The organism is Streptomyces chartreusis, assembly GCF_008704715.1.
Classification (GTDB): Bacteria; Actinomycetota; Actinomycetes; order Streptomycetales; family Streptomycetaceae; genus Streptomyces; species Streptomyces chartreusis.
Genome location: NZ_CP023689.1, coordinates 5,638,482 through 5,658,589, shown reverse-complemented (window position 1 = coordinate 5,658,589; position 20,108 = coordinate 5,638,482). Strand labels below are relative to the sequence as shown.

The window sequence follows — 20,108 nt, the reverse complement described above, 5'->3', positions numbered from 1 at the left end:
AGGTGTCCGAATCAAGCGAGCGGCCGGTCTCGGCCAGTGGTGCGGACCTGTTCAAGGTCGCCTTTGACCTTGAAGCGGAGCGGGAGGACTGGCCGCCGGTCTCGGTAGAGCGCCTGTGGGGCGAGAAGACGGAGGTCAGGTTCGAGATCAGGGTGGTGAACACACCGTTCTTCGTGCCGGGCATCGCATACGGGGACCTGATCCGGGTCCGGCCGGACAATGAGAGACGTGAGCTCGTTTTCGAGAGCTTCGCGTCGGAGTCCGGGCATTCGACCATCCGAGTCGTCTTCCTGCGCCGCAACCTCCGGGAGTCAGTGGAGAACCAGTTTCGTGACGCGGGCTGTAGCTGGGAGACCACGAGCCGCTTCAACCTCCTGGCCGTCGATATCCCACCGACGGTCAACTACGCAGAGGTGCGGCCGTGGTTGGCCCAGCGCCGCGAATCCGGCGACCTTGAGTTCCAGGAAAGCGCGATTTCGACACTTCACCGAAGTCAAGTGAACAGCACCTCCTAGGCCCTGCAAGGCCAACTCAAGAAGAGCCAACGGGGCCCGGTTTGCTTCCTCAAGCCGGGCCCCTCACCTTGCCGGCCCCACGGAACTGATGTCGGTCCGGACACGAAAGGGTGCTCCGACTGCGGTCGGAGCACCGGAGGGGGAGAAGGCAGACCCGAGGGCTCGGGCTAGTTGCGAGTCAGGCTGCGCGGTCGACGATCATGCCGTGGCCGATGGCGACCGGGAGGATCGCAGAGTCCAGGACGTGCCCGGTGAAGTGGACGGCGACCGGGACCGCTCCGCCCAGGACGGCCTGGGCGATGGCGTCGCCGCCGTCGACCGGTCGATCCTGACCATCGCCAGCCTCACACCCGGCGACCCCCGCCAGGTCGATGCCTACGTCGCCGGGCCCGCTGCACTGCTGGTCGCCAAAGCCATCAAGCTCGTCACCAGCCGCAAACGCCGGTGATCTTGTTCGTGCTTGCCAGTGGGGCAGGTTCGGGTCGTCGGCACAGCCGCAGACGGCGATCTGCTCCTCAGGTGGTGGACGGCCCCCCATTCATCCTGAGGCCGGGCGGCAGCACCGTCTCCGCACCGACAGACGCGTACCTGACTTGCTCCGTTGTCAATCCCATGACAGTTCCGAGGTTCGCCCCGAAGAGATTCGCCCCGGGCAGGGAGGCGCCGTTGAGGTTCGCCCCGGACATGTGGGCGCGGGTGAGGTCTGCCTGGCTCAGGTCGGCGCCGGTGAGGTTCGCGTTGGCCAGGTACGCGTCGGTGAGGTCCGCCCCCACCAGCTTGGCGCTGGTGAGGATGGCGTCGCCCAGGTTGACACTGGTGAGGTTCGCCTGCCTCAGGTTGGCGCCGGTGAGGTTGGCCTGGCTCAGGTCGGCGCCGGTGAGGTCCGCCTGGCTCAGGTCGGCGCCAGTGAGGTCCGCCTGGCTCAGGTCGGCGCCAGTGAGGTTCGTCCCGACCAGCTTGGCCCTGGCCATGCCCCTGTCGAGGTCGCCGGTGATGTTCACCCCGGACCGGTAGGCGCGGGTGAGGTCCGCCTGGCTCAGGTTGGGGCCGGTGAGGTTCGCCGTGAACAGTTCGGGATTGGTGGGGTCGCTGGTGAGCTTCACCCCGGACATGTAGGCGCGGGTGAGGTCCGCCTGGCTCAGGTCGGCGCCGGTGAGGTTCGCCGTGAACAGTCTGGCGTCGGTGAGGTTCGTCCCGACCAGCTTGGCGCCGGTGAGGTCGGCCCCGTCCAGGAGAGCGCCGGGAAGGTGAAGGGTTCCGAGGTAGAGCCTTTCGAAATCGTCGACGTGCGTGCGCGATTGGGGACGCGTTAGAGCGGTCAAGGCCACCTGGATGTCTGCCTCCAGAAGCATGGGGAGTGAAGTGTCCGTCGTAGTTGGCGTGCCGTCCGAGCCATTCGGTGAGCCTGGGCGGGCCGGAGCGCGGTCGCGCACGAAGTGGCCCAGTACTTGGGCGGCGTGGGTGGCCTGCTCGGGGGCGTCCTGGACGATCTGCTCTAGCGCCAACACTCCGCCGATCCGCACATACCTGTGGTCGGACCCGAGGCGCTCCAGGGCTTTGGTAAACCGGTCGGTGACCTGCCCGCGCCGGGTCAGCCGGTAGTTGCGGATCGTGTACACCAGGGCTACTCCGGCCCCGATCGCGGCCGCACACGCCACGAGGGCGGTGCGCAGGCCAGTGATCAGCGCAGCCGATCCGCCGGCTTGACCCAGCGTGGTCGTGTTGATGTATCCCTTGTCGAGCAGGTACGGCCCTCGCCACACCAGCCAGGGCAGACCGACCGCGAGCACCAGGGCGCCACCCAGGGCGAGCACCCAGGTCCCAAGCCGGCGCAGGCGCCGCATGCGGCGTGCCTGGGCCCGCCGCTGATGGAGCGCAGTCATCACAGTTCCTGCCTAGGGGAACCGGCCGCGAGATAGTGGCACCACTCCGGGGCAGTGGGTGGCGGTACCCCCGGATGGAGGCGCCCGAAGTGAAACACCACGAGACTCGGACCCGCCGACGCCTTCACCTGATCCGCAGCTCACGGGGTCGGTCGGTACCAAATGCGGCTGGTGACACAGCTCATACCGACACCCCTACTCGGGAAACCTCGGGGAGTTGGTACGCAGCCACTCCAAGGCCCAGTCCCGGTACCCCTCGGGCTGGGAGCCGTTGGCCTTGGCGAGGGACAGCAGAAGTAGCTCGTTGAGGTAGAGCTGGCCCCGGATCACGTGAATGGGGTCGAGGGGATCGGGCCCGCTGAGTCTTTGCGCGATGTACTCGGCCGCCTGCTCGCGCTTCTGCTCGGTGTCCGCCGCCACATACGGAGTCAGGAACTCGATAGCGAAGCGAACGGCCTGGGTGGCGCTGGGGATCGGTTCCGTCATGCTGCGACATTAGAGCCGTTGGCTACCGCCCGAAGGTCAACGCGTCCGTGCGGTGTGCCAGCGGTTGTGCAGGCGGCGGAAGGCGAAGTAGTCCAGGCCGGCGGCCTCCTTCCAGCGGCGCCACGCGCGGACTGGGCAGAGGTAGGCGCGCGAGCCGTAGAGGACCTCGACCTTGCGGGGCGCGACCTTGGACACCCGCACGTTCACGATCAGGCCGCGCCCCTCGGTGATGTCGCGGGTGCGCAGTCCGGCGAGTTCGTGTTCGGGGCCGGCGATGGCGAAGTGCATCGTCATCAGGGCCAGGTCTCGGAAGCCGGCCTTGCGGTCGTCGCCTTGCTCCACAACCTGCTGCGGTGAGTCCTCCGGCCGAGCGGGATCGCACCGGGCCAACATCCGCGTTGGAGATCGATCTCGCACCTTCTCGGGGTGTTGCTGGAACCCGGGAGGCCCGTCGCGGTGTCCCGGTGCACATGAGCGATGCACTTCTCGACGCGCTGCCTGGCGCAGTCGGCGCCGTGGTTCTCCTGTTCCTCGGAGCGTGGGAGAACGACAGACGTACCCAAGGGACGGCGGCCCGCAAGGAAGCCGCGGCGGACCGGGCCGCGCTCGAAACGCAGGCTGACGAACTCGTGGCGGCGGTGCTGGCCGTGAAGGCGGCGGGCAACGCCCATGACCATCTGTGGGGCAGTTGGAAGGCGAAGGCGGCGGTCGGACTGCGTGCGGCGGTCCGGGGCGGCGCAGCGTACGCGAGGCCCGGGCAGCGGGGGTTCCCGGCCGTCATGGCGGCTACGGGGACGCGGCCACCGTGATCGGCCAGTGGGATCGGGACAGCGCTGTGTCGGCGGCGGGACTGGCGGCACCCCTTGGTCGACTCGGGGCGGCCGTCGCGCCGCTGATGAGGCGCCAGGAGCCGGGACTCGCCGCGGCGGCGGAAGAGGTCTTCACCGCGATCGGCGAGAACTACGCAGACCAGAACCGGATCACCCGGGCACTGGAGGCGTTCCACGAAGCGCTGCGCCCCGCCCTGGAGCCCCCGGCACATCCACGGCACTGGTGGTCCCTGCGCCGCAGGAACGGCGGGAGCGGACCGCAGGCGAGTTAGCCGGCGCGGCCAGGAGGCGCGTAGGTGATGCCGACGTCTCCGGCGGAGGTCGCGGCGAGGGCCACGACCTTCCAGATCGCGTCGGGAACGTCGGCCCGGGGGCCGTCCCAGGCGTCGTTGAGGAGATCCACGGTCAATCCCACGGACTTGCCGTCCGGCCCCTTCGCCGAGAACTTGACCCCCTGCGCTGACTACAGGTTCGCGTGGGCAGAGGCGAATTGCACCAGGGCGTGGTACACCGCGAGGTCCTTGCCGTTCCGGGTGAGGGTGAGAGTGCCCAGCCGAAGGTCGATGCCAACGTGGACCTGAGTGTCTTCCTGCACGATGGCAGGCTCGCCGGTGGCGCTCAGCTCCACAGTGCTCTCCAAGGGGTGAGGTGGGAGTTCAGCTGCTCAGCATGGCAGTTGACTGCCCGTCGGGAGAGGATGTCCATTAATCGATCGATTGTTGGACAACGACGCCGAGACGTCGACATGCCGTGCTGGATTCGACCTCCGGTGTCCAACAAGGGTGTTCAACAACTCTGGGTGTCCAACAACGCGCCAGGCCCCTTTTCTGTACGGTGTCATGCATGACGACGACCCCCACAGAATGGGCGGACGCCGAAGGCCCGCTGGGGATCTTCCCCGCCAGTCCGTCCGGCGCTCGTGTCGGGTACGCGCGCGTATCCACGAAAGGTCAGTTGCTCGACCGCCAGATCGCCGCGCTGACAGCGGCCGGCTGCGTCCGGGTGTTCTCCGACAAGAAGTCCGGCAAGGACGCCGAGCGTGAGGAACTGCGTGCGGCGCTCGACTACCTCCGCCCTGGGGACACCCTCGTGGTGCCCTCCCTCGACCGCCTCGGACGCTCGATCCAAGACCTGATCTCGATCGTGGGGGGTCTCCGTCAGCGAGACATTGGCTTCCAGTCTCTGCACGAGGCGCTCGACACAACCACCCCAGGCGGGCGGCTGGTGTTCCACGTGTTCGCGGCCCTCGCGGAGTTCATCCGGGAACTCATCGTGCAGGGCACGCACGAGGGCCTGGAGGCAGCGCGGGCCCGCGGCGAGCGCATCGGGCGGCCTCCGGCGATGACGGAGGAACAGATCCGGCACGCCCGGGCCCTGCTCGTGCAGCCGGAGAACACGGTCACCTCGATCGCGAAGCTGCTCGGTGTCTCGCGCACGACGCTGTACAAGTACGTGCCCGAACTGAGGGTTGGCCGCGACGCACTCGTGTCCGGCGACCGGGGTCCGGCCCTCCCTGGACCCCGGTGACCATGCGGCACATCCCTCCGGCCCCTTCCCGGTTATCGGATCAGGGAGCGCAATACGGGGACGCTGGCGCCCCCGCCGGCGAGTCCGGCAAGGACGGCTCCGGCCAGTGGGCTGCCGCTGAGGAAGGTAAGACCCCCGCCCACGCAGCCGATGAACAGCGCTGCCAGGAGCACCACCGTGGTGTGCACCGTAAGGAACGGCGGCTCCTCCGCTGAGGGCGCTGCGGAGGAGCGATGTCCTAGGCGTGAGGTACGTTCGTTCATGGGTCTCCTGTCTCGATCACAGCGGTGGGACCCGACGACAGGCGAGAGGGAGATCCAGCGGGTTGCGGCAGCTGTAGGAGGCGGGCCGCGCCCAAGGATCTCCCTTCGTCATGCGAAGGGTTGGCGCACCGTCGAATCTAAGGCACGGGACTGACAAACCTGGGGCGCGCACTGTGCCCGCGCGCTCAACTCGACGCAGCAGAGGGCGAATTATGGGCCCCGCACTGACAGCGAGGCGGCAAGGAGCACAAACCGCAGCTCAGCGGGCGCCTGCAGCATTGCGGCCGTCGTGTGCAATGGCCGTTCTGCTCGAGCTTGCCCGTGACGGACATCTCTATGTCGGCGCGCCAGCCTGTGGGGAGCGACCCTGATCTATGCCGCGAAGTTGCCGCTGACCTCGTACAGCTGAGTTGAGGCCCCTCGTCCTTGTCCTGCATGACAGGGAGGAACTCCTTGTCGGTGCCGCACTCGACGTCGAGGTTCGCGTCGCGGTCGATGCCGGCGGTGCCCTCCAGGAGCTCCTTGTGGCAGGTCACGCAGTCGTCGAACACAGCCCAGAGCGGCTACGCAGACAACCTCGTGACGGCCTGCTACTGCTCAATGGACACCTCGACCTTCGCCACAATGAAGTCCGGCATCGACTTCAGGAAGACGAGGTCGTCGTCCTCATCGTTGTCGTCCTTGATGTTGCGGAGCGCGCCGTGCACGGTCGAGGTCGGGTGCGGTCGGTGGTGCCGAGGGGGGACGCGACGATCGAGCCGCTCGCAGAGCCTCGGCCGGAGCCGCCCGAGATGGCGTCGTTCTTGGCCAGCAGTTCTTGAAGCGGTTCGTGAGTTCTGTGACCTGGATGCAGTGGGAGCGGGTCTCGCCCTCAGTACGCAGATCTTGCGGTCGGCGTGCATGACGGTCGCATTGAAGGTGGGGGAAGAGCTCTGCCTGCGGTCGGGTCCTGGCCCGTCAGGAACTGGACGTCGTCGACCATCAGGATGTCCATCTCCCGGTACCGCTTGCGGAAGCTGTCGCCCTTGCCGTCCCGGATGAAGTTGATGAACTCCTGGGAGCCCACATAGGGCACGTGCGCTAGCTGACCAGCTCGGCGCCGTCGCTGCTACCGGAAGGCGCGTCAGCCGCGATCGGCGCTGGGACGGAAATCCCCCGCCCAAAAATCACGGGACATTGCCGCGCGAGATTTTCGTCCATTGCTCCCTACAGACGTCGGTAACGACGTAGAACGATGGTTGAAGGGATCAGTGTGACTACGCACCCACTACTCCGAGCGCTGTCGGCGCAACGGGGCTCCACCACGGGGATGCTGGAGGACGAGGACCCGGTGCTGGCTCGTCGCCGTCGGCTCGCTGCCGATGCCGAACAGGTAGCCCGCGCCCGGGCCGAGCGCTTCGACGGCCCGGAGACGCGTCGGCTAAAGGATCGTCTGTGGGCCTACGGCGTCACGGCACTCAACAGCTGGATGCGGGACAGCACGATCACCCGACGGGTCCGGGCCGCAGACAGCTGGACGTCATCCTTCTCCCTGGAAGGCGGCCGCCAACGCCTGTTCGACGTCGACACCCGCATCGCTCTCGCCGTGCAGACCGTCCTCGAGGTACTGCCCGAGTTCGTCGATATCGCTCTGCGCAGCAAGCGCTGGGACCCGCGTCACGGCGAACGATTCGATCTGCGCGCTATCGAGTTCTCCGACTCGGAGGAAGGCTGCGACAAGGTCGATCCTGTACGGAGCCCTACTACGGCCAAACCCCACGACGTACTTCACGCGGCCTCTGCTCAGCAAGTTCGCCGACGTCTACCAGCGGTGGTGGAACGAAGAGCGGGACGCACAGCTGCAGCGCATCAACCTGGCCGGCCATACCCGCCTGTTAGAGGTGGCCACGCTGTTCGTCGACCCGTACGAGCAGGTGCTGGTACGTGATGCCCTGCAGCGCGTGCTCCGCGACGTGGCGTCGGACAAGGAGGCGCGGCTGTGCGCGCTGCTGCTCGCGTATGACTGGGACTTCACGCGCGCCGCCCGGGAGCACCAGATTCCGCGGCGCGCGTTCGACGACGCCCTCCAGCGCCTGAAGAAGCGCGTGCAGCGCCTGGTCGACGAGGGAGATGGGGGAATGGTCCGAGCTCAGCGGGCGGTCCGCTCTCGGGGACGGAGGGGGGCCGCATGAACGGGCCGATCGACGTCCGCACGGCCGTCCTGCTGCTCGCGGGCTCCGGGGCTACGTACGTCGCCTTCCTGCACCCCGCCTTCGGGACCGCTCTCCTGGTCGGGGTGGCCGTTGTCACCCTGCTCCATGTCCTCCTGGAGAGGCGTTGAGTGGCTGACACTGTTACCGGCGTGACCGTGGCTTCGAAGGACCTACCCGCAGCCCTCCGGCTCCGGAGGGCTGGAGGTTATCGGTGCAACATGCGTCGAGGCCGTCCAACGCCCGGATGGCTACCAGCGCATGCGGAAGATCATCCGCGTGCCCACGCTTAGCTACATGGACTACCTCGACAAAGTGCTCCGGGACATGCAGGAAAATGTGGAAGTGGGGGATCCGCCCGGTGGCCCGTACCAGCTGGGCGTCGTGGTGGGGGGCGTCCGGTTCAAGGGCCGCGTGGTCCCCGCGGATCGCTTCGCGGAGTCCTTGCCACCACCGGGCGAGCTGACGAGCACCACGCCTGGCTTCGGGCACTTCCTGCACCTGCGCGCAATGGAAGGCCCAGGCATCTCCTCCGGCACCCCGCGGGTGGTGCGCTTCCGCCTGGACAGCATTGACGCGTGGTGGGCCGAGTAGCGGCTCCACAGATATACGACCCGGCGTCACTGTTACCGGCAGGACCGTGACGCCGAACGAACCGAGCGGGCACGAGTGGACTCCGGATAAGTGAGTCCCCAGTCCATGCGGCATCACGGCGACAGGCCACGTGCGGCGGCGCGTTGCCGCCACGGGTGGCGATCCGTGATGTTGTGGTGGAGGGGTGAGAGCACTCCTACCCCGGCGTCGACGGGAACAGCCGCAAGGCCTGCGCCTGTGGCCGATCCGCCGGGTCCTGTTCCTGGCCTTCGCCACGGCGGTCGTCGCAGCCGCCGTGGTGTTCTATGCCGGGTGGCAACTGCTCGGCGCCGAAGGGCTGAAGGCCGAGCACCGCATCGGCTCCAATACGCTCTTCGACCTGGCGAAGCTGTCCTTCGGCGTGGTCGCCGGCGCTGGCGCCCTGGTCGCCCTGGTCGTGGCTTACCGGCGCCAGCGCATCAACGAGGACGACGCCCTGCGCGAGGCCACCCGCCTGCATACCGAGCGGTTCACTACCGCTGTCGACCAGCTCGGCAACGAGTCCGCGGCTGTACCCCTCGGCGCCGTGCACGCCCTCGCCGGCCTCGCCGACGACGCCCCCACCCCCGCTCTACGCCAGACCTGCATCGACGTTTTGTGCGCCTATCTCCGCCTGCCGTACACCGCCGAGGGCGAACTGGCTGACGGCGACGCTAACACCCGGCACACCTACCAGGCCCTACGAGAAGTTCGACACACGGTCATCCGCCTCATCCGCGACCACCTGCGTCTTCTCCCGGACCATCTGCACTCATGGCGAGGCCTTCGCTTCGACTTCACCAGTGTCACCTTCGACGGTGGAGACTTCAGCGGCGCAGCGTTCTCCGGCGGCAAGGTCACCTTCCGCGGGCGGCATTCTCCGACGGCACGGTCGACTTCAGCGACGCGGCGTTCTCCGACAGCGAAGTCGACTTCAGGGGTGCGACCTTCTCCGGTGCCAGAGTCGACTTCAGCCGCGCGGCGTTCTCCGACGCCTCAATCTCGTTCCGCGGCGCAACCTTCTCCGACGGCACAGTGACCTTCAATGGCGCAACGTTCTCTGGCAGCACGGTCGACTTCTGCGGCGTGCTCTCCGGCGGCAGCGTCTTCCTCGGTGCGGCGCTCTCCGGCGAAACCGTCTCCTTCCGCGGCGCAACGTTCTCCGGTGCCACGGTGGACCTGTCGTCTGCGAGGGGGCGACCGCCATCGGGTGTTGTGCCAGCGTCTGAGGAGCCCCTGCCCGACGGCCTCATCCTGCCTTCCGCCTGGTAGCTGCAGGGATGGCGTCACTGCTACCAGCGTTGGTACGACACCCGGTCTCAGGTCGTGCGCGGCCGGAGGGTATACGGCGCCTCGTGCTGAAGCATCCGTCGCACAGCCTCCGGATGCTATCGATCACTGCGGCGCGGCGGGAGCCGCTCCGCTTCCAGGCGGCGACAGATCTCGCGAAGTGAGGCACCCGCCGCCCGGAGTTCACGAGCCCGGACGAGGCCGATCTGTTCGGCAGGCTGTTCGACAAGTTCTCCGGCAACGGCCTGCCAGCCGTAGGGCGGGGCGCCGTAGGCGTACCCGCCCTGGACTGCCTTCTCCTTACGCCCCGCCCGCAGCCGGGCCACGATCATTGAGTGCTCCAGCTCGGAGAAGACGCCCATCATCTGCCGCATGGCCGTACGCATGGGGTGTTCGGGATCGTCCTGGAGGATCTCGCCCTGGTCAGCAGTGAAGACGCGCCCGTTGTTTTTCCACACCTGGGCCAGGATGGCTTCCTGCGTAACGAGACGACGGGCCAGCCGGTCGAGCCGGCCAACGACGATCCCTGCTGCCTGGCCGTCCTCTACTTCGCTAAGCGCATCAGCAAGCGCGGGACGCTCGGGAGCAGGAAGGGTCCCTGAGTAACCCTCGTCGCGAAAGACCTCGCGCCCGATGGTGTGGCCTTGCTGCCGACACCAGGTGCGGATCATCTTCTCCTGAACTGCTAGGTCATGAGCGCGTGATGCCGCGTGGGACTGACATCCCCAGCGGCATAACTGTGACTCCGTGAGCCTCTACCGGCGCCTCGCGAGGGGTCGTGAGAGCACGTCAGCTTGCGATCGGCCGCTGGACGGCGCGGGCCCGACCGCGCTCCGCGACCGGGCCCTGATGGCGACTTTCTGCAGAGCGTCCCGCCCGGCAGGCACGGTGTCGATCCCTCACACGGGCGACGAAAGCCGGATATGTGAGCCCCTAGATCAACCCGCAGTTGGGGAGGGGAGGAGTAGTCCGGCAGGTGGGTGACCCAGTACCTGATCATGGAAGCGGGGCGGCGTCGCCCACGAGCTGACATCTCGCAAGTCCAAGAAGCCGCCGGAGAACACCGCGCCGGTGAAGTCGACTGTGCTGCCGGAGAACACCGCGCCGCTGAAGCCAACCTCAGCGCCGGAGAAGTCGACTGTGCGGCCGGAGAACACCGCATTGTTGAAGTCGACTGTGCCGCCGGAGAACACCGCTCTGCTGAAGTCGGCCTTGACGCCGATGAAAAATGCGTCGAGGTTGACCTTGCTGCCGGAGAACTTCGCGCCGCTGAAGCCGACCTCAGCGCCGGAGAACACCGCGCCGGTGAAGCCGACTGTGCCGTCGGAGAACTCCGCCTCGTAGAAGTTGACCGAGCCGCCGGAGAACTGCGCGCTGAGGTTGACCTTGCTGCCTGAGAACTTCGCGCCGCTGAAGTCGATCTTGGCGCCGGAGAACTTCGCGCTTCTGAAGTAGATCTCGCCTCCGGAGAACACCGCTCTGCTGAAGTCGACCTCAGCGCCGGTGAAGTCGACCTCGTTGCTGCCGGGGAACTCCGCGAAGGTGAAGTAGAGCGTGCTGCCGGTGAACTCCGCAACGGTGAAGTTGACCTTGGCGCCGGAGAACTCCGCCTTGTGGAAGTCGACGTTGCCATCAGAGAACTTCGCGCCGCTGAAGTCGACCGAGCCGCCGGAGAACTCCGCGCTGGTGAAGTAGAGCGTGCTGCCCGAGAACTCCGTGTAGCTGAAGTCGACCTCAGCGCCGGAGAACTTCGCTTTGCTGAAGTCGACCTTGGCACTGGAGAACTCCGCCTTGTAGAAGTAGACCGAGCCGCCGGAGAACTCCGCGCCGCTGAAGTCGACCTCAGCGCCGGAGAACTTCGCTTTGCTGAAGCTGACCTTGGCGCCGGTGTAGTCGACCTCGCTGCTGCCGGAGAACACTGCCCTGTTGAAGGAGACTTTGCCGCCGGAGAACACCGCCCCAGAGAGGTCCCCGGCGTCGAATGTGGCTTCTGTGAAGTCGAAGTCGAGGCCCTGCCAGGAGTGCCGGTGCTCGGCGGGCAGGCGGAGGTGGTTGCCGATGAGTCGGATGATGGTGTGCCGTACTTCGCGTTCGCCCTCCTTGTGTCCGGGGGCATCCGGGTCCGGCTCCGGCTGGTAGGGCATGCGCAGGTAGGCGCACAGGACGTCGATGCATACCTGCCGCTGTTCTTCCCAGTCGTCTGCGAGCCGGGCGAGCGCGTAGGCGCCGGCGAGGCGGACTGCGGCTTTGTCGTGGCCGAGCTGTTCGGCCGCCGTGGTGTAGCGGTCGGCGAACTGGTTGGCGTCGGCGCGGTGGGCGTCGCTCTCGGCGATGCGCTGCTTGCGGTAGGCATACACGCCAGCCAGCACGGCGCCGACCAGCGTGAGGATGGCGAGCGTGGTCTTGATGGCCTCCGCGGCGTTGTCGACGCGGTCGTCGACAACCAGGAAGTAGATCAGCCAGCCCGCGATGCCGGCGCAAATGATGGCGAGCAGGGCGACGATCTCCACCCGCACCAGGAGTGGGGCGTGCCATCCGTCTGACGCCCGGGCCTGGTGATACCGCCTCCGTTTTCGTGCCACCCTTCACCATGGGCGCCCTCCGAGTCCGCTCGTCGTGCTGAGGCGGCCGTTCGGCGGCGTTCCGGCACCCATAGGTGGGGTGCCGGAGTTGCGCCTGCCGGTCGACGGCCGTCAGGACGCCTAGAGCACGCCGAGCAGGGCATTGTCGTCCCGTTGGTCGATCACTTCGAGGTAGCCAGCGAGCGGCACACCGGTCTTGGCGGAGTGCTTGGTCCAGCTCGCCCAGGCCTGGGCGCAACCCGTGCGGGAGCTCCGGTGAGTCCCCCAGGAGGAGATCGGAACCCCTGAGGTAGCCGTGAACCACAGGCGAAACCTGCACTCCCAGGCGCTTCTGGTGTCATCATGAAGACGAAAGATGCAGGTAGGAGCCACTGGCTACAGGCTCTGTTGCCCTCCTAAAGCGGGTGTCGCAGGTTCGAATCCTGCCGGGGGCACCAGTCGAAAGACCCCGGACCGATCATGGTCCGGGGTCTTTGACATCCACTTCTGACATCAACGGGGTGGGTCACTGACGACCGGGCCACCGCTTTCGCAGTAGCCGGTCCATGTGGCTCATGGCTTCACGCTGGGTGTCCTGCACGACGTGCGTGTAGACGTCCATGGTGATGCTGATCTGTGAGTGTCCGAGGATCTCCATCACGACGCGGGGTGCTACTCCGGCCGCAGTGAGGAGGGTGGCCGTGCCGTGGCGAGCGTCGTGGAGGCGGATGACGCGGAGGCCGGCGGACTCGGCGACGCGGGTGAAGGAGCGGTAGATGTTCCGGGGCTCGACTTGGCGGCCAGTGCGGGTGGCGAAGACGTAGTCGGACTCATGCCACCTCTCCCCCGCCTTGGTGCGAGCAGCTGCTTGCCGCAGCCGGTGCCAGCGAAGGGGCGCGATGCAGAGCGCGGGCAGCGGGACAGCTCGGCGACGGCGGCTCTTCGGGTCGTCGTCGTACAGGACGCCACGGCGGCGCTGGGTCTGCTGGCGGACGTAGAGGACGCGGTTGTCGAGGTCGAGGTCAGACCAGCGGAGGCCGACGATCTCGCCTCTACGCAAGCCCATGGCGATGGCGAGCACGAAGGCCGCGTAGAGCGGGTCCTTTCGGGAGGCCGCGAGGAAGTCGAGCGTCTCGTCGAGGGTCCAGGGCTTCAGCTCTCGGTTGTCGGTACGTGGCGGCTCGACGAGCTTGGCGACGTTGCGCGTGATCAGTTCCTCGCGGCAGGCGGACGACAGAGCCGAGCGCAGAACTCGGTGCGATTCCTTGGCGGTTGCCGCAGTTGTCTCCTTTTCCAGGCGGACGAGGAAGCGGCGCACGTCGGCGACGCCGAGGGATTCGAGCCGCTTGGCACCGAGCAGAGGCACCAGGTAGATGCGGACGTGCGCCTCGTACTTGTCGTAGGTGCTGAGCTTCCGACGAGGCTTAATGACGTTGTCCAGCCAGTACGGAAGCCACTCGGAGAGCTTGGCCGAACGGGTCGGCACCGGCACGCCTTGGTCGACCTTGGCCAGGAGCTCCCGGCGCTTCGTGTCGCACTCTTGCCAGGTCTTGCCATAGGCGAACTTCCGGGCCCGGGTGCCATCCGGCTGGAGCACGTAGACCGCGCACTGATAGCGGCCGTCCTTGCGCTTGGTGATGGTGCCCGCGCCGTTCGGGTTGCGCTTACGTTGGCCGGCCATCAGGCTGCCGCCTCCATTTCGTTGGTGATGTAGTCGCTGAGAGCCCGTGCAGGGATACGGCGGCAGCGGCCGATAGTGATCGAGGGGAGCCGACGGGAGCGGATCAAGTCGTACACCGTCGACCGACCGAGCTTGAGTCGCGCCATGACCTCAGCCACCGTCAGCAGCTCGTCGTCACGCATACGTCGGCTCTCCTTCTGTTCCAGGGGCGGGTTCGAGAGACGCGGCGAGCCAGGCTTCGGCGGAGGAAAGGCCCGTTCCGGCGAAGACCCAGTGCGAGAGGACGAGGGTCGTGTCCGGGGCTGTCTCGGCTGTTGCTGCCGCCTGGGCACGGCGCCAATCGGCACGGGCATCGCGGAGGGCTCCGAGGGTCGTGGAGTAGCGGCGGGACTTGGTGGAGAAGTGGCCGCGGAAGCCGAGCATGTGAGCCCAGGCCCGTAGGCGGAGGTGTTCGAGGTCCTTGCGTGCGCCGAGGGTCCAGGCGGTTCGGATCAGGCGGCGGGCGTGGTCGCTGATGTCGAGCTGGGCGAGTTCGGCGAGGAACTTGAGCGGGCGGTCCAGAGCTCCCGTGGCGGTCTCGGCGCCCTTAGTGGCGTACTTGGCGATGTAGGCGGCGACGGCTCGTTCGGTGAGTTCCTTGCCGCCATCGAAGTCGGCGCTGCGGATGGTGCGTACGTCGAGCTGGCGGCCGAAGGCGAAGGTGTGCGCGCGTCCGTCGACGACCGGGCCGTCCACGCGTGCGTGGGCAGCGGCGGTGCTGATGGCATCGGCGAGCAGCTCGGCGGTGGCCCACGCGGGAGGTGGCGTCTCGCCGCCCTCCGGGCCGTCGATGCGGATTACGGCATGGAAGTGGACAGCACCGCGCTTCTGGTACTCGGCGACCTTGGCAAACGACACCCGGGCGTACTGACGGAAGGCGCGCTGTGTGAGGCCAGCGCGCTTGGCGACCTCGCGGCGCAGGTACGTCGAGAAGCGGCGCCAGAGCGGTCCGGCGTGGGCGTTCCACAGGACGGCGGCTTCGTAGTCGTAGGTGTCGGGGTCGAGCGGGGTTCCGAGTGCGTCGTCGTCCTGGTCGTGGAGGGTGCCGCAACGGCAGCGGCGGACTGAACCGGCCGGGCCGGTGGGGCGGTTGTGGACCGGGCCGAAGCTCGGTGCGGTGAAGGTAGCGAAGACGCGGGGGTGGGCGGCGACGCGTTCGGGGGTGCCCTTGCCTCCGCGCAGGCCGGACGTGATCAGGTGGAAGGTGTCGCGACGGTAGACCTCAGCGCAGGCCGCGCAGCGGGTCGTTCGGCGGTTGTTGCAGCGGACGAGGAGGTGGCCAGCGGGGAGGGTCGAGGAGTCGAGGCGGTGGAGGATGTTGCCGATCTCGCCGGTGCGGGTGTTCACGTCGTACTCGGTGCGGTGGCCGTCGAGGCGGATCGGGTGCGTGCAACCGCCAAGGCCGGAGAGCTGGCGGAGGATACCGGGCAGGGTGCCGTGCGAGGCGAGCTTGGCGAGTTCCGGGAGTGGGGCCGGAGTGGCGCGGGACAGGATGGCTCTCTCCTTCTGACTGGCTCGGTCAGGAGTGACGGACTCCCGGGGCGGCGGATGCTTGGTCGTGTCGAGCCGCCCCGGGAGCCGGGCGCCTTCAGCGCCGGTGGTGTTCGCGGAGCAGCGAGCGCAGGACCACGGCAGCGACGGCTACGGAGATGGCCGTGACGGCGACGGCGGCCAGAAGCGCGGTCAGCACGACTCCGCCGACGATCACGGTCGCTATCGCGCCGCTGCTGATGGAGACCTGCGGAAGCGCGCGCTGTGCAGGGGCCGGGGCTGCCGGGACGTGGATGTGCGCGGGCGGCGGAGTGGGGCTGTCGGGGTACTTGGGCAGGAACACGGCGGGACTCTCCTTATCTACTCGTCTAGTCATGTGAGTCGTTTATGACGTCCACGCCGGAGCGCGTGCCGGACTCGATGGCCGGGGCCATGAAGGTGTGCGAGAGCCAGAAGCCGAAGAGGGCGATCAGCGCGACGATCCAGGTACGGACGCCGAGGAACTTGACCGCTCCCCACGCGAAGAATCCGAGGACGACGACGAGCGGCAGGCTGACGGTCACGGGGTGCGAGTCCTTTCAGCGGACGGGGCAGCGGTGGGTGCGGGCGGCGAGTTCGGCGGCGGCGCGGCTGTCGTAGTCGGCGGAGAAGCCGCAGCGCGGGGCTGTGCAGGCGGCGGTGTGCTTCTCCCGGCCACGGCCGTCGTAGGAGGTGCCGACCTGTACAGGGCCGATGCGGGTGACGGAGCGGAAACGACGGTTGGCGCTCATGGATCTCTCCTCTCAGAGCTGGGCGGCGATGGCGTCGGCCATCGGCGGAGGGACGCCGAGTCGGGCACGGAGGGTTGGGGTGTCGATGGCCGTTCCGGTGCGGGTGTGGTGCTCGGCGGCGACTTTGCGGGCGTGCTCCACGAGGGCGGCCGGGACGGAGACGGCGGGCGGACGAGCAAGGGCCGGGATCGGATCCGGCTCGGCGGCCGGAGGTTCCGGGAGTTCCAGTACAGGGGCGGGCGTCCCCTCCTGGTCCTCGATGTCCTCGAACTGGTCCCGAGTCTCGGTCGCTTGGCTCGCGGTGGGATCGGCCTGCTCAGTCGGCGCCGAGTGAGCGAGGAGCGTGCCGCCGAGGAAGGCAACCGCGGGCCAACCCGCCACGAGGATGCGCAGCCAGGCTGGCACGTGCTCCATGTCGAGCAGTCCGGCCGTAGCGACGTTCGCGCCGAGGGAGGCGACGAGTGCGATGACGAACCAGCACCACCCGGCGGCTTTCGCGTCGCCGTTCCGCAGTCGGCGCCAGGCGGCGACAAGCAGCAGGTCGACCGAGACCGGGTAGGCCCACGCCTTCCACCCGTCCTGTCCGGCCGCCGAGGCGACGTCGTGCAGGTGGGCGAAGGACAGGGCGGCGGCGATGACGGCTTGGATGAGCACCGCATCGATACGGGCCAGTTGGGCGCGCATGCTGCGGCTCCTTCCGGATTCAGGCATGGGAGGGGTAGGGACGTGGCGCGAGGCGGTCACGCCGACCGGTGGGGGGCAGGTCAGTCGGTCACCGGGCGCGGCTTCACGACCGGGGCCGCGGGCTCGACCAGCCGTACGGGCACGTGGGGCCGGAAGGGCTTGAGCGCAGGCAGGTCGGGGACCAGGTGGGCCGATGCGTGGCAGGTCTTGGCGGCGTCGGCGAGGGAGAGGTAGGGCGTGCGGATGCGGGACCAGCCACCGGAGGTGTCACCGGCGATGGCGAGGCCGGGCTGTTCGGGGGCGATGGCGCAGGCGGCGGAGACCGCTTCGGGGGCGATGTCGCCGAGTGCCATCTTGGCGGAGGCTTCGTCGTTGACGCGGTGGCAGACGCGGCCGGTCAACTGGGCTCGCAGCATGGTCGCTCCTTTCCCTAGCTCGGCGCCGAAGCGCTGCCCGCAGACCTCCAGATAAATGCCGGCCGCGCGGCCGAGCTGGGCGAGGCGGATGAGCTGGGTGACCATCTCGTCCCGGCGTTCCTCTTCCTTCTTCGTTGCGACGAGGAAGAGTTCGGCCACCTCGTCCACGAGCAAGACGACGGGCACGGGCCGTTCGTGCTCGGGTAGTCCCCAGATGTCGGAGGTGACTTCCTCGTCCGGAGTGGCCGGGGCGATGCCCTGCCGGACCTTGATCAGGTCGTAGCGGTCCTCCATTTCCTTGATGAGCGCGGGCAGCAACTCTGCGGCCTGGTCAGGGTCGGTGGCGAGAGCCGACAGGCGCGGGGCGAAGGGTGCCAGTTCGACGCCCCGCTTGCAGTCGATGCCGACCAGGGCGACGGGCTGTCGGGCGAGCCCGGCGACGAGATGCCGCAGGTACATGGACTTGCCGGACAGGGTGGCGCCGAGCGTGAGGCCGTGGGGGACGGTTCGGTAGTCGCGTACGAAGGGCGTGGCGTCTTCCCGCAGGGCCACCGGGACCTTCAGGAAGTCGGCAGCGACCTTGCGCGGCATACGGACCTTGCGCAGCACGTCGAAGCCGACCAGCCGCAGCTCTACGACACCGGGCTTGATGGTGGTGACGTAGACGGCGTGAACTCCCCAGGCGTGCCGCAGCCGTTCGGCGGAGGCGGCGACGTCGGCGGGTTCCTGCCCTGGTGCGAGTCGCAGGCGGAGTCGGAGCCCGGTCATGGTGGGGCGGATGATGCCGCGACGCGGCGGGACGGGGCGGACCTCGCGGCGGGTGGTGGCCTTGACCGCCAGGACCCGGAGCCGGGAGGGCGCCACGGTCAGGCCGCAGGCTTCCATGACCGAGCCGTACGAGCTGAGCAGCCGAGCCGTGGACATCGGTAGGCCGACCGTCGACCAGTAGATCCCGGGGTGCTTGGCCCGGGCGTAGGCAGCCCCGCCGCCGCCGAGCGCGGCGACAGGACCACCCACCTCCAGAAGCGTCGCTATGTCGGTCATCAGGCAGCGGCCCCGGTGACGGCCGGGAACGCGGCCGGAGTGACAGCGGCGGCGCGGTACGCGATGCCGTGACGCTGCTGACCGTTGAACACGCTCTCCCACGGCCGGGCCACGAGCCCCGGCAGCGAGATCGGAGCACCGAGCGTCAGCCCCTCGGACACCCCGCTCTCCGGAAGGGTCACCTTGATCAGGGACGACTCCCCCTCCTCGATGTAGACGACGCCGATCGTCATCAGCGCCTCGCCGCTCACGGTGTCCTTGGCGATCTCGCCGGTCTGCCGGTCGCGGACCTTGGGCTCGGGTGCCTCAGTCAGCAGGATCGTTGCGGCCGAGGTCTCCACACGGATGGTGCGCAAGATTTCTCCCCATCTACTCGTCTATACAAGATGCAGCCTTCGAACCCGATCTCCGGGAACACCGACCACCTTGCCACACAACTTGGCCACTCGTCTATACGAGTATGCCTGTTGGGGTGTACGAGTTCGGGAGAACGGCCCCGCGCACCACCGCCGGTCAGGCCCTCACGTGGCCGGGAGCTGGTACGACAGGACGTAGGCGTCCGCCGCCATCACCGTGTCGCAGACTTCTACGGCTCGCCCCGCGGTGTCGTACGCGGTGCGGATCAGGTGGATCACGGGCACGCCAGCGGCCAGGCGGAGCGTCTTCACTTCGGACGGCGAGGGCATCCGGGCGCGGATCTCCTCTTCGAAGTGGTCGAGGTGGTGGCCCAGCTCTTCGAGTCGGGCGTAGATGCCGCCGGGGCCGGGGTTGGGTTCGGCGATCTGCGTTCCGCGCGCGATGTCGAGGGGCAGGTAGGAGGTGGCGAACTCGACTGGTCGTCCGTCGAGCAGGTACCGGCGCCGGCGGGCGAGTACACGCCGTACGGAACCGAGCCGGGTGGAGATGTCCTGGCTGGCCTTCTCTTCCTTGACTTCCAGGCTGTCGACCTGGGGGTGACTGCCTGCGGCGTCGGCCTCGACGATGAAGGCGGACTTGCCTTGCTCGCGATGGCGCCGGGCGAACCGGTCGGAGGCGAGGCGTCGCACGGGCGGTCGTGGTCGCACGAAGACGCCCTTGCCGTGCTCGGCGTGGACTAGGCCCTCGCCCTGGAGGATGGAGAAGGAGTTTCGGACCGTCATACGGGAAACTCCGTAGTGGTCGACAAGCTCCGCCTCGGAGGGCAGCTTTTCGCCCTCCTTGAATCGCCCACGGTCGATGGCCTCGCGCAGCTGATCGGCGATCTGCCGGAAGACCGCACGATCACTCGTGGGGTCCAGGTCGCCGAGGAGGCTCGGGAGAGACGTCACGTGTACTCCTTTAGGTATCTAGACGAGTGGGCGAGTGTTGTTGCTACGGTGGAGAGCCTAGCCAGCCGAGAGGGCCGAGGAACGTGAGCATGGACCGTCCGCACTCCGTGAGCGTTGCAGGAGTCGTTGTAGACGCCCAGGGCCGCGCCCTCTTGATCCAGCGCCGCGACAACGGCAAGTGGGAACCCCCGGGCGGAGTCCTCGAACGCGAGGAAACCATCCCCGAGGCCCTCCAGCGCGAAGTCCTCGAAGAAACCGGCATCAAGATCGCACTCCCTGCGACCCTCACCGGCGTCTACAAGAACATGACGGGCTTGATCGTCTCGCTGGTCTTCCGCTGCGAGGCCGCCGACGGCACGCCCACCACAGGCGACGAGACCCGCGCACTGCGCTGGGCCACCCGCGAAGAAGTCACCGAACTCGCCGACGAGGCGTACGCGATCCGCGTCCTGGATGCTCTTGACGCGGCATCCCCGCCGGCTATCCGCGCCCACGACGGCGTGAAACTCGTCTAGCCCGA

Annotated in this window: 28 protein-coding genes and 1 pseudogene; 10 read left to right on the top strand and 19 right to left on the bottom strand. The window is 67.9% G+C overall.

The genetic code is table 11. The features are described from left to right. The first annotated feature begins 2 nt into the window (after positions 1–2). Complete coding sequence (locus CP983_RS24860) at positions 3–515, top strand: DUF4265 domain-containing protein (RefSeq protein ID WP_167537760.1); 513 nt, start codon at positions 3–5, stop codon at positions 513–515. A 205-nt stretch (positions 516–720) separates the two neighbouring features. Then, positions 721–963, top strand: coding sequence for a hypothetical protein (locus CP983_RS24855; protein ID WP_150501879.1), 243 nt, complete (start codon positions 721–723; stop codon positions 961–963). A 67-nt stretch (positions 964–1,030) separates the two neighbouring features. On the opposite strand, the gene CP983_RS24850 is transcribed toward CP983_RS24855, so the two are convergent. The 3 genes from CP983_RS24850 to CP983_RS24840 all read right to left on the bottom strand — a co-directional run bounded on the left by CP983_RS24850 (position 1,031) and on the right by CP983_RS24840 (position 3,226). Then, positions 1,031–2,359, bottom strand: a complete 1,329-nt coding sequence (locus tag CP983_RS24850) for a pentapeptide repeat-containing protein (protein ID WP_167537759.1) — start codon at positions 2,357–2,359, stop codon at positions 1,031–1,033. A gap of 234 nt (positions 2,360–2,593) precedes the next feature. Then, complete coding sequence (locus CP983_RS24845; RefSeq protein ID WP_150501875.1) at positions 2,594–2,884, bottom strand: hypothetical protein; 291 nt, start codon at positions 2,882–2,884, stop codon at positions 2,594–2,596. Between the two features lie 36 nt (positions 2,885–2,920). After that, positions 2,921–3,226, bottom strand: coding sequence for a site-specific integrase (locus CP983_RS24840; protein ID WP_229914777.1), 306 nt, complete (start codon positions 3,224–3,226; stop codon positions 2,921–2,923). Positions 3,227–3,354: 128 nt separating this feature from the next. On the opposite strand from CP983_RS24840, the gene CP983_RS24835 reads away from it, so the two are divergent. After that, positions 3,355–3,693 (top strand): hypothetical protein, encoded by a 339-nt coding sequence (locus CP983_RS24835; RefSeq protein WP_150501874.1) that lies wholly within the window; start codon positions 3,355–3,357, stop codon positions 3,691–3,693. Beyond that, positions 3,690–3,986, top strand: a complete 297-nt coding sequence (locus CP983_RS24830; protein WP_150501872.1) for a hypothetical protein — start codon at positions 3,690–3,692, stop codon at positions 3,984–3,986. Before CP983_RS24835 ends, CP983_RS24830 begins: the two co-directional genes overlap by 4 nt. Here CP983_RS24830 and CP983_RS44805 read toward each other — a convergent pair. Together CP983_RS44805 and CP983_RS44800 are read right to left on the bottom strand one after the other, a co-directional pair. Then, on the bottom strand, positions 3,983–4,129 hold the full coding sequence (locus CP983_RS44805) for a hypothetical protein (RefSeq protein WP_229914778.1): 147 nt from the start codon (positions 4,127–4,129) through the stop codon (positions 3,983–3,985). The genes CP983_RS24830 and CP983_RS44805 overlap by 4 nt on opposite strands. Positions 4,130–4,177: 48 nt before the next feature. After that, positions 4,178–4,342, bottom strand: a complete 165-nt coding sequence (locus CP983_RS44800) for a hypothetical protein (RefSeq protein WP_244364960.1) — start codon at positions 4,340–4,342, stop codon at positions 4,178–4,180. A gap of 215 nt (positions 4,343–4,557) precedes the next feature. Here CP983_RS44800 and CP983_RS24820 point away from each other — a divergent pair, with 215 nt between their 5' ends. Further along, positions 4,558–5,241 (top strand): recombinase family protein, encoded by a 684-nt coding sequence (locus tag CP983_RS24820; protein WP_150501870.1) that lies wholly within the window; start codon positions 4,558–4,560, stop codon positions 5,239–5,241. Between the two features lie 1,134 nt (positions 5,242–6,375). Here the strand turns inward: CP983_RS24820 and CP983_RS44795 are convergent. Beyond that, on the bottom strand, positions 6,376–6,579 hold the full coding sequence (locus tag CP983_RS44795; RefSeq protein WP_373309827.1) for a DnaA ATPase domain-containing protein: 204 nt from the start codon (positions 6,577–6,579) through the stop codon (positions 6,376–6,378). 444 nt (positions 6,580–7,023) lie between these two features. Further along, positions 7,024–7,275 carry a hypothetical protein gene (locus CP983_RS24805; RefSeq protein WP_150501866.1) on the bottom strand — a complete coding sequence of 84 codons (252 nt, stop codon included), beginning with the start codon at positions 7,273–7,275 and terminating at the stop codon, positions 7,024–7,026. A 109-nt stretch (positions 7,276–7,384) separates the two neighbouring features. Between CP983_RS24805 and CP983_RS24800 the strand changes: the two genes are divergently transcribed. The 4 genes from CP983_RS24800 to CP983_RS24790 all read left to right on the top strand — a co-directional run bounded on the left by CP983_RS24800 (position 7,385) and on the right by CP983_RS24790 (position 9,344). Further along, positions 7,385–7,675, top strand: a complete 291-nt coding sequence (locus CP983_RS24800; RefSeq protein ID WP_150501865.1) for a hypothetical protein — start codon at positions 7,385–7,387, stop codon at positions 7,673–7,675. Beyond that, complete coding sequence (locus tag CP983_RS44070) at positions 7,672–7,824, top strand: hypothetical protein (protein WP_167537758.1); 153 nt, start codon at positions 7,672–7,674, stop codon at positions 7,822–7,824. The genes CP983_RS24800 and CP983_RS44070 overlap by 4 nt, the downstream gene beginning before the upstream one ends. Positions 7,825–7,990: 166 nt before the next feature. Further along, positions 7,991–8,287, top strand: a complete 297-nt coding sequence (locus CP983_RS24795; RefSeq protein ID WP_150501863.1) for a hypothetical protein — start codon at positions 7,991–7,993, stop codon at positions 8,285–8,287. A 184-nt stretch (positions 8,288–8,471) separates the two neighbouring features. Further along, positions 8,472–9,344: a hypothetical protein gene (locus tag CP983_RS24790; protein WP_244364959.1), complete on the top strand. Its 873-nt coding sequence runs from the start codon at positions 8,472–8,474 to the stop codon at positions 9,342–9,344. A gap of 349 nt (positions 9,345–9,693) precedes the next feature. Here CP983_RS24790 and CP983_RS24785 read toward each other — a convergent pair. From CP983_RS24785 to CP983_RS24730, 12 genes and pseudogenes are all read right to left on the bottom strand, one after another. Further along, positions 9,694–10,278, bottom strand: a pseudogene (locus CP983_RS24785) (recombinase family protein); the annotation flags it as partial. Between the two features lie 255 nt (positions 10,279–10,533). After that, positions 10,534–12,105, bottom strand: a complete 1,572-nt coding sequence (locus tag CP983_RS24780; RefSeq protein WP_150501859.1) for a pentapeptide repeat-containing protein — start codon at positions 12,103–12,105, stop codon at positions 10,534–10,536. Positions 12,106–12,682: 577 nt separating this feature from the next. After that, a complete protein-coding gene (locus tag CP983_RS24775) occupies positions 12,683–13,837 on the bottom strand; it encodes a tyrosine-type recombinase/integrase (protein WP_150501857.1) in 1,155 nt (384 codons plus the stop codon). Then, a complete protein-coding gene (locus CP983_RS24770; RefSeq protein WP_150501855.1) occupies positions 13,837–14,019 on the bottom strand; it encodes a helix-turn-helix domain-containing protein in 183 nt (60 codons plus the stop codon). The genes CP983_RS24775 and CP983_RS24770 overlap by 1 nt, the downstream gene beginning before the upstream one ends. Next, on the bottom strand, positions 14,012–15,307 hold the full coding sequence (locus CP983_RS24765) for a replication initiator (RefSeq protein ID WP_150501853.1): 1,296 nt from the start codon (positions 15,305–15,307) through the stop codon (positions 14,012–14,014). The genes CP983_RS24770 and CP983_RS24765 overlap by 8 nt, the downstream gene beginning before the upstream one ends. 157 nt (positions 15,308–15,464) lie before the next feature. Beyond that, complete coding sequence (locus CP983_RS24760) at positions 15,465–15,710, bottom strand: SpdD protein (protein ID WP_150501851.1); 246 nt, start codon at positions 15,708–15,710, stop codon at positions 15,465–15,467. 25 nt (positions 15,711–15,735) lie between these two features. After that, positions 15,736–15,930 (bottom strand): hypothetical protein, encoded by a 195-nt coding sequence (locus CP983_RS24755; RefSeq protein ID WP_150501849.1) that lies wholly within the window; start codon positions 15,928–15,930, stop codon positions 15,736–15,738. Between the two features lie 15 nt (positions 15,931–15,945). Next, the gene (locus CP983_RS24750) at positions 15,946–16,137 is read right to left on the bottom strand and encodes a mobile element transfer protein (protein ID WP_004986816.1); all 192 of its coding nucleotides are present in this window, start codon (positions 16,135–16,137) and stop codon (positions 15,946–15,948) included. A 12-nt stretch (positions 16,138–16,149) separates the two neighbouring features. Beyond that, the gene (locus CP983_RS24745; protein WP_150501847.1) at positions 16,150–16,821 is read right to left on the bottom strand and encodes a DUF2637 domain-containing protein; all 672 of its coding nucleotides are present in this window, start codon (positions 16,819–16,821) and stop codon (positions 16,150–16,152) included. Between the two features lie 80 nt (positions 16,822–16,901). Continuing rightward, on the bottom strand, positions 16,902–18,281 hold the full coding sequence (locus CP983_RS24740) for an FtsK/SpoIIIE domain-containing protein (RefSeq protein ID WP_150501845.1): 1,380 nt from the start codon (positions 18,279–18,281) through the stop codon (positions 16,902–16,904). Then, complete coding sequence (locus CP983_RS24735) at positions 18,281–18,637, bottom strand: SCO3933 family regulatory protein (RefSeq protein ID WP_150501843.1); 357 nt, start codon at positions 18,635–18,637, stop codon at positions 18,281–18,283. The genes CP983_RS24740 and CP983_RS24735 overlap by 1 nt, the downstream gene beginning before the upstream one ends. 165 nt (positions 18,638–18,802) lie before the next feature. Then, positions 18,803–19,588, bottom strand: coding sequence for a GntR family transcriptional regulator (locus CP983_RS24730; RefSeq protein WP_150501841.1), 786 nt, complete (start codon positions 19,586–19,588; stop codon positions 18,803–18,805). A gap of 107 nt (positions 19,589–19,695) precedes the next feature. On the opposite strand from CP983_RS24730, the gene CP983_RS24725 reads away from it, so the two are divergent. Next, the gene (locus tag CP983_RS24725; RefSeq protein WP_150506860.1) at positions 19,696–20,103 is read left to right on the top strand and encodes an NUDIX hydrolase; all 408 of its coding nucleotides are present in this window, start codon (positions 19,696–19,698) and stop codon (positions 20,101–20,103) included. Positions 20,104–20,108 lie beyond the last annotated feature (5 nt).

Bases quoted from the DNA above. Each gene is read 5' to 3' on its own strand.
- CP983_RS24750 (WP_004986816.1), bottom strand. From the start codon at position 16,137: ATGAGCGCCAACCGTCGTTTCCGCTCCGTCACCCGCATCGGCCCTGTA.
- CP983_RS24770 (WP_150501855.1), bottom strand. From the start codon at position 14,019: ATGCGTGACGACGAGCTGCTGACGGTGGCTGAGGTCATGGCGCGACTC.
- CP983_RS24845 (WP_150501875.1), bottom strand. From the start codon at position 2,884: ATGACGGAACCGATCCCCAGCGCCACCCAGGCCGTTCGCTTCGCTATC.
- CP983_RS24835 (WP_150501874.1), top strand. From the start codon at position 3,355: ATGAGCGATGCACTTCTCGACGCGCTGCCTGGCGCAGTCGGCGCCGTG.
- CP983_RS24795 (WP_150501863.1), top strand. From the start codon at position 7,991: ATGGACTACCTCGACAAAGTGCTCCGGGACATGCAGGAAAATGTGGAA.
- CP983_RS24820 (WP_150501870.1), top strand. From the start codon at position 4,558: ATGACGACGACCCCCACAGAATGGGCGGACGCCGAAGGCCCGCTGGGG.
- CP983_RS44070 (WP_167537758.1), top strand. From the start codon at position 7,672: ATGAACGGGCCGATCGACGTCCGCACGGCCGTCCTGCTGCTCGCGGGC.
- CP983_RS24745 (WP_150501847.1), bottom strand. From the start codon at position 16,821: ATGCGCGCCCAACTGGCCCGTATCGATGCGGTGCTCATCCAAGCCGTC.
- CP983_RS24740 (WP_150501845.1), bottom strand. From the start codon at position 18,281: ATGACCGACATAGCGACGCTTCTGGAGGTGGGTGGTCCTGTCGCCGCG.
- CP983_RS24850 (WP_167537759.1), bottom strand. From the start codon at position 2,359: ATGCGGCGCCTGCGCCGGCTTGGGACCTGGGTGCTCGCCCTGGGTGGC.
- CP983_RS24775 (WP_150501857.1), bottom strand. From the start codon at position 13,837: ATGGCCGGCCAACGTAAGCGCAACCCGAACGGCGCGGGCACCATCACC.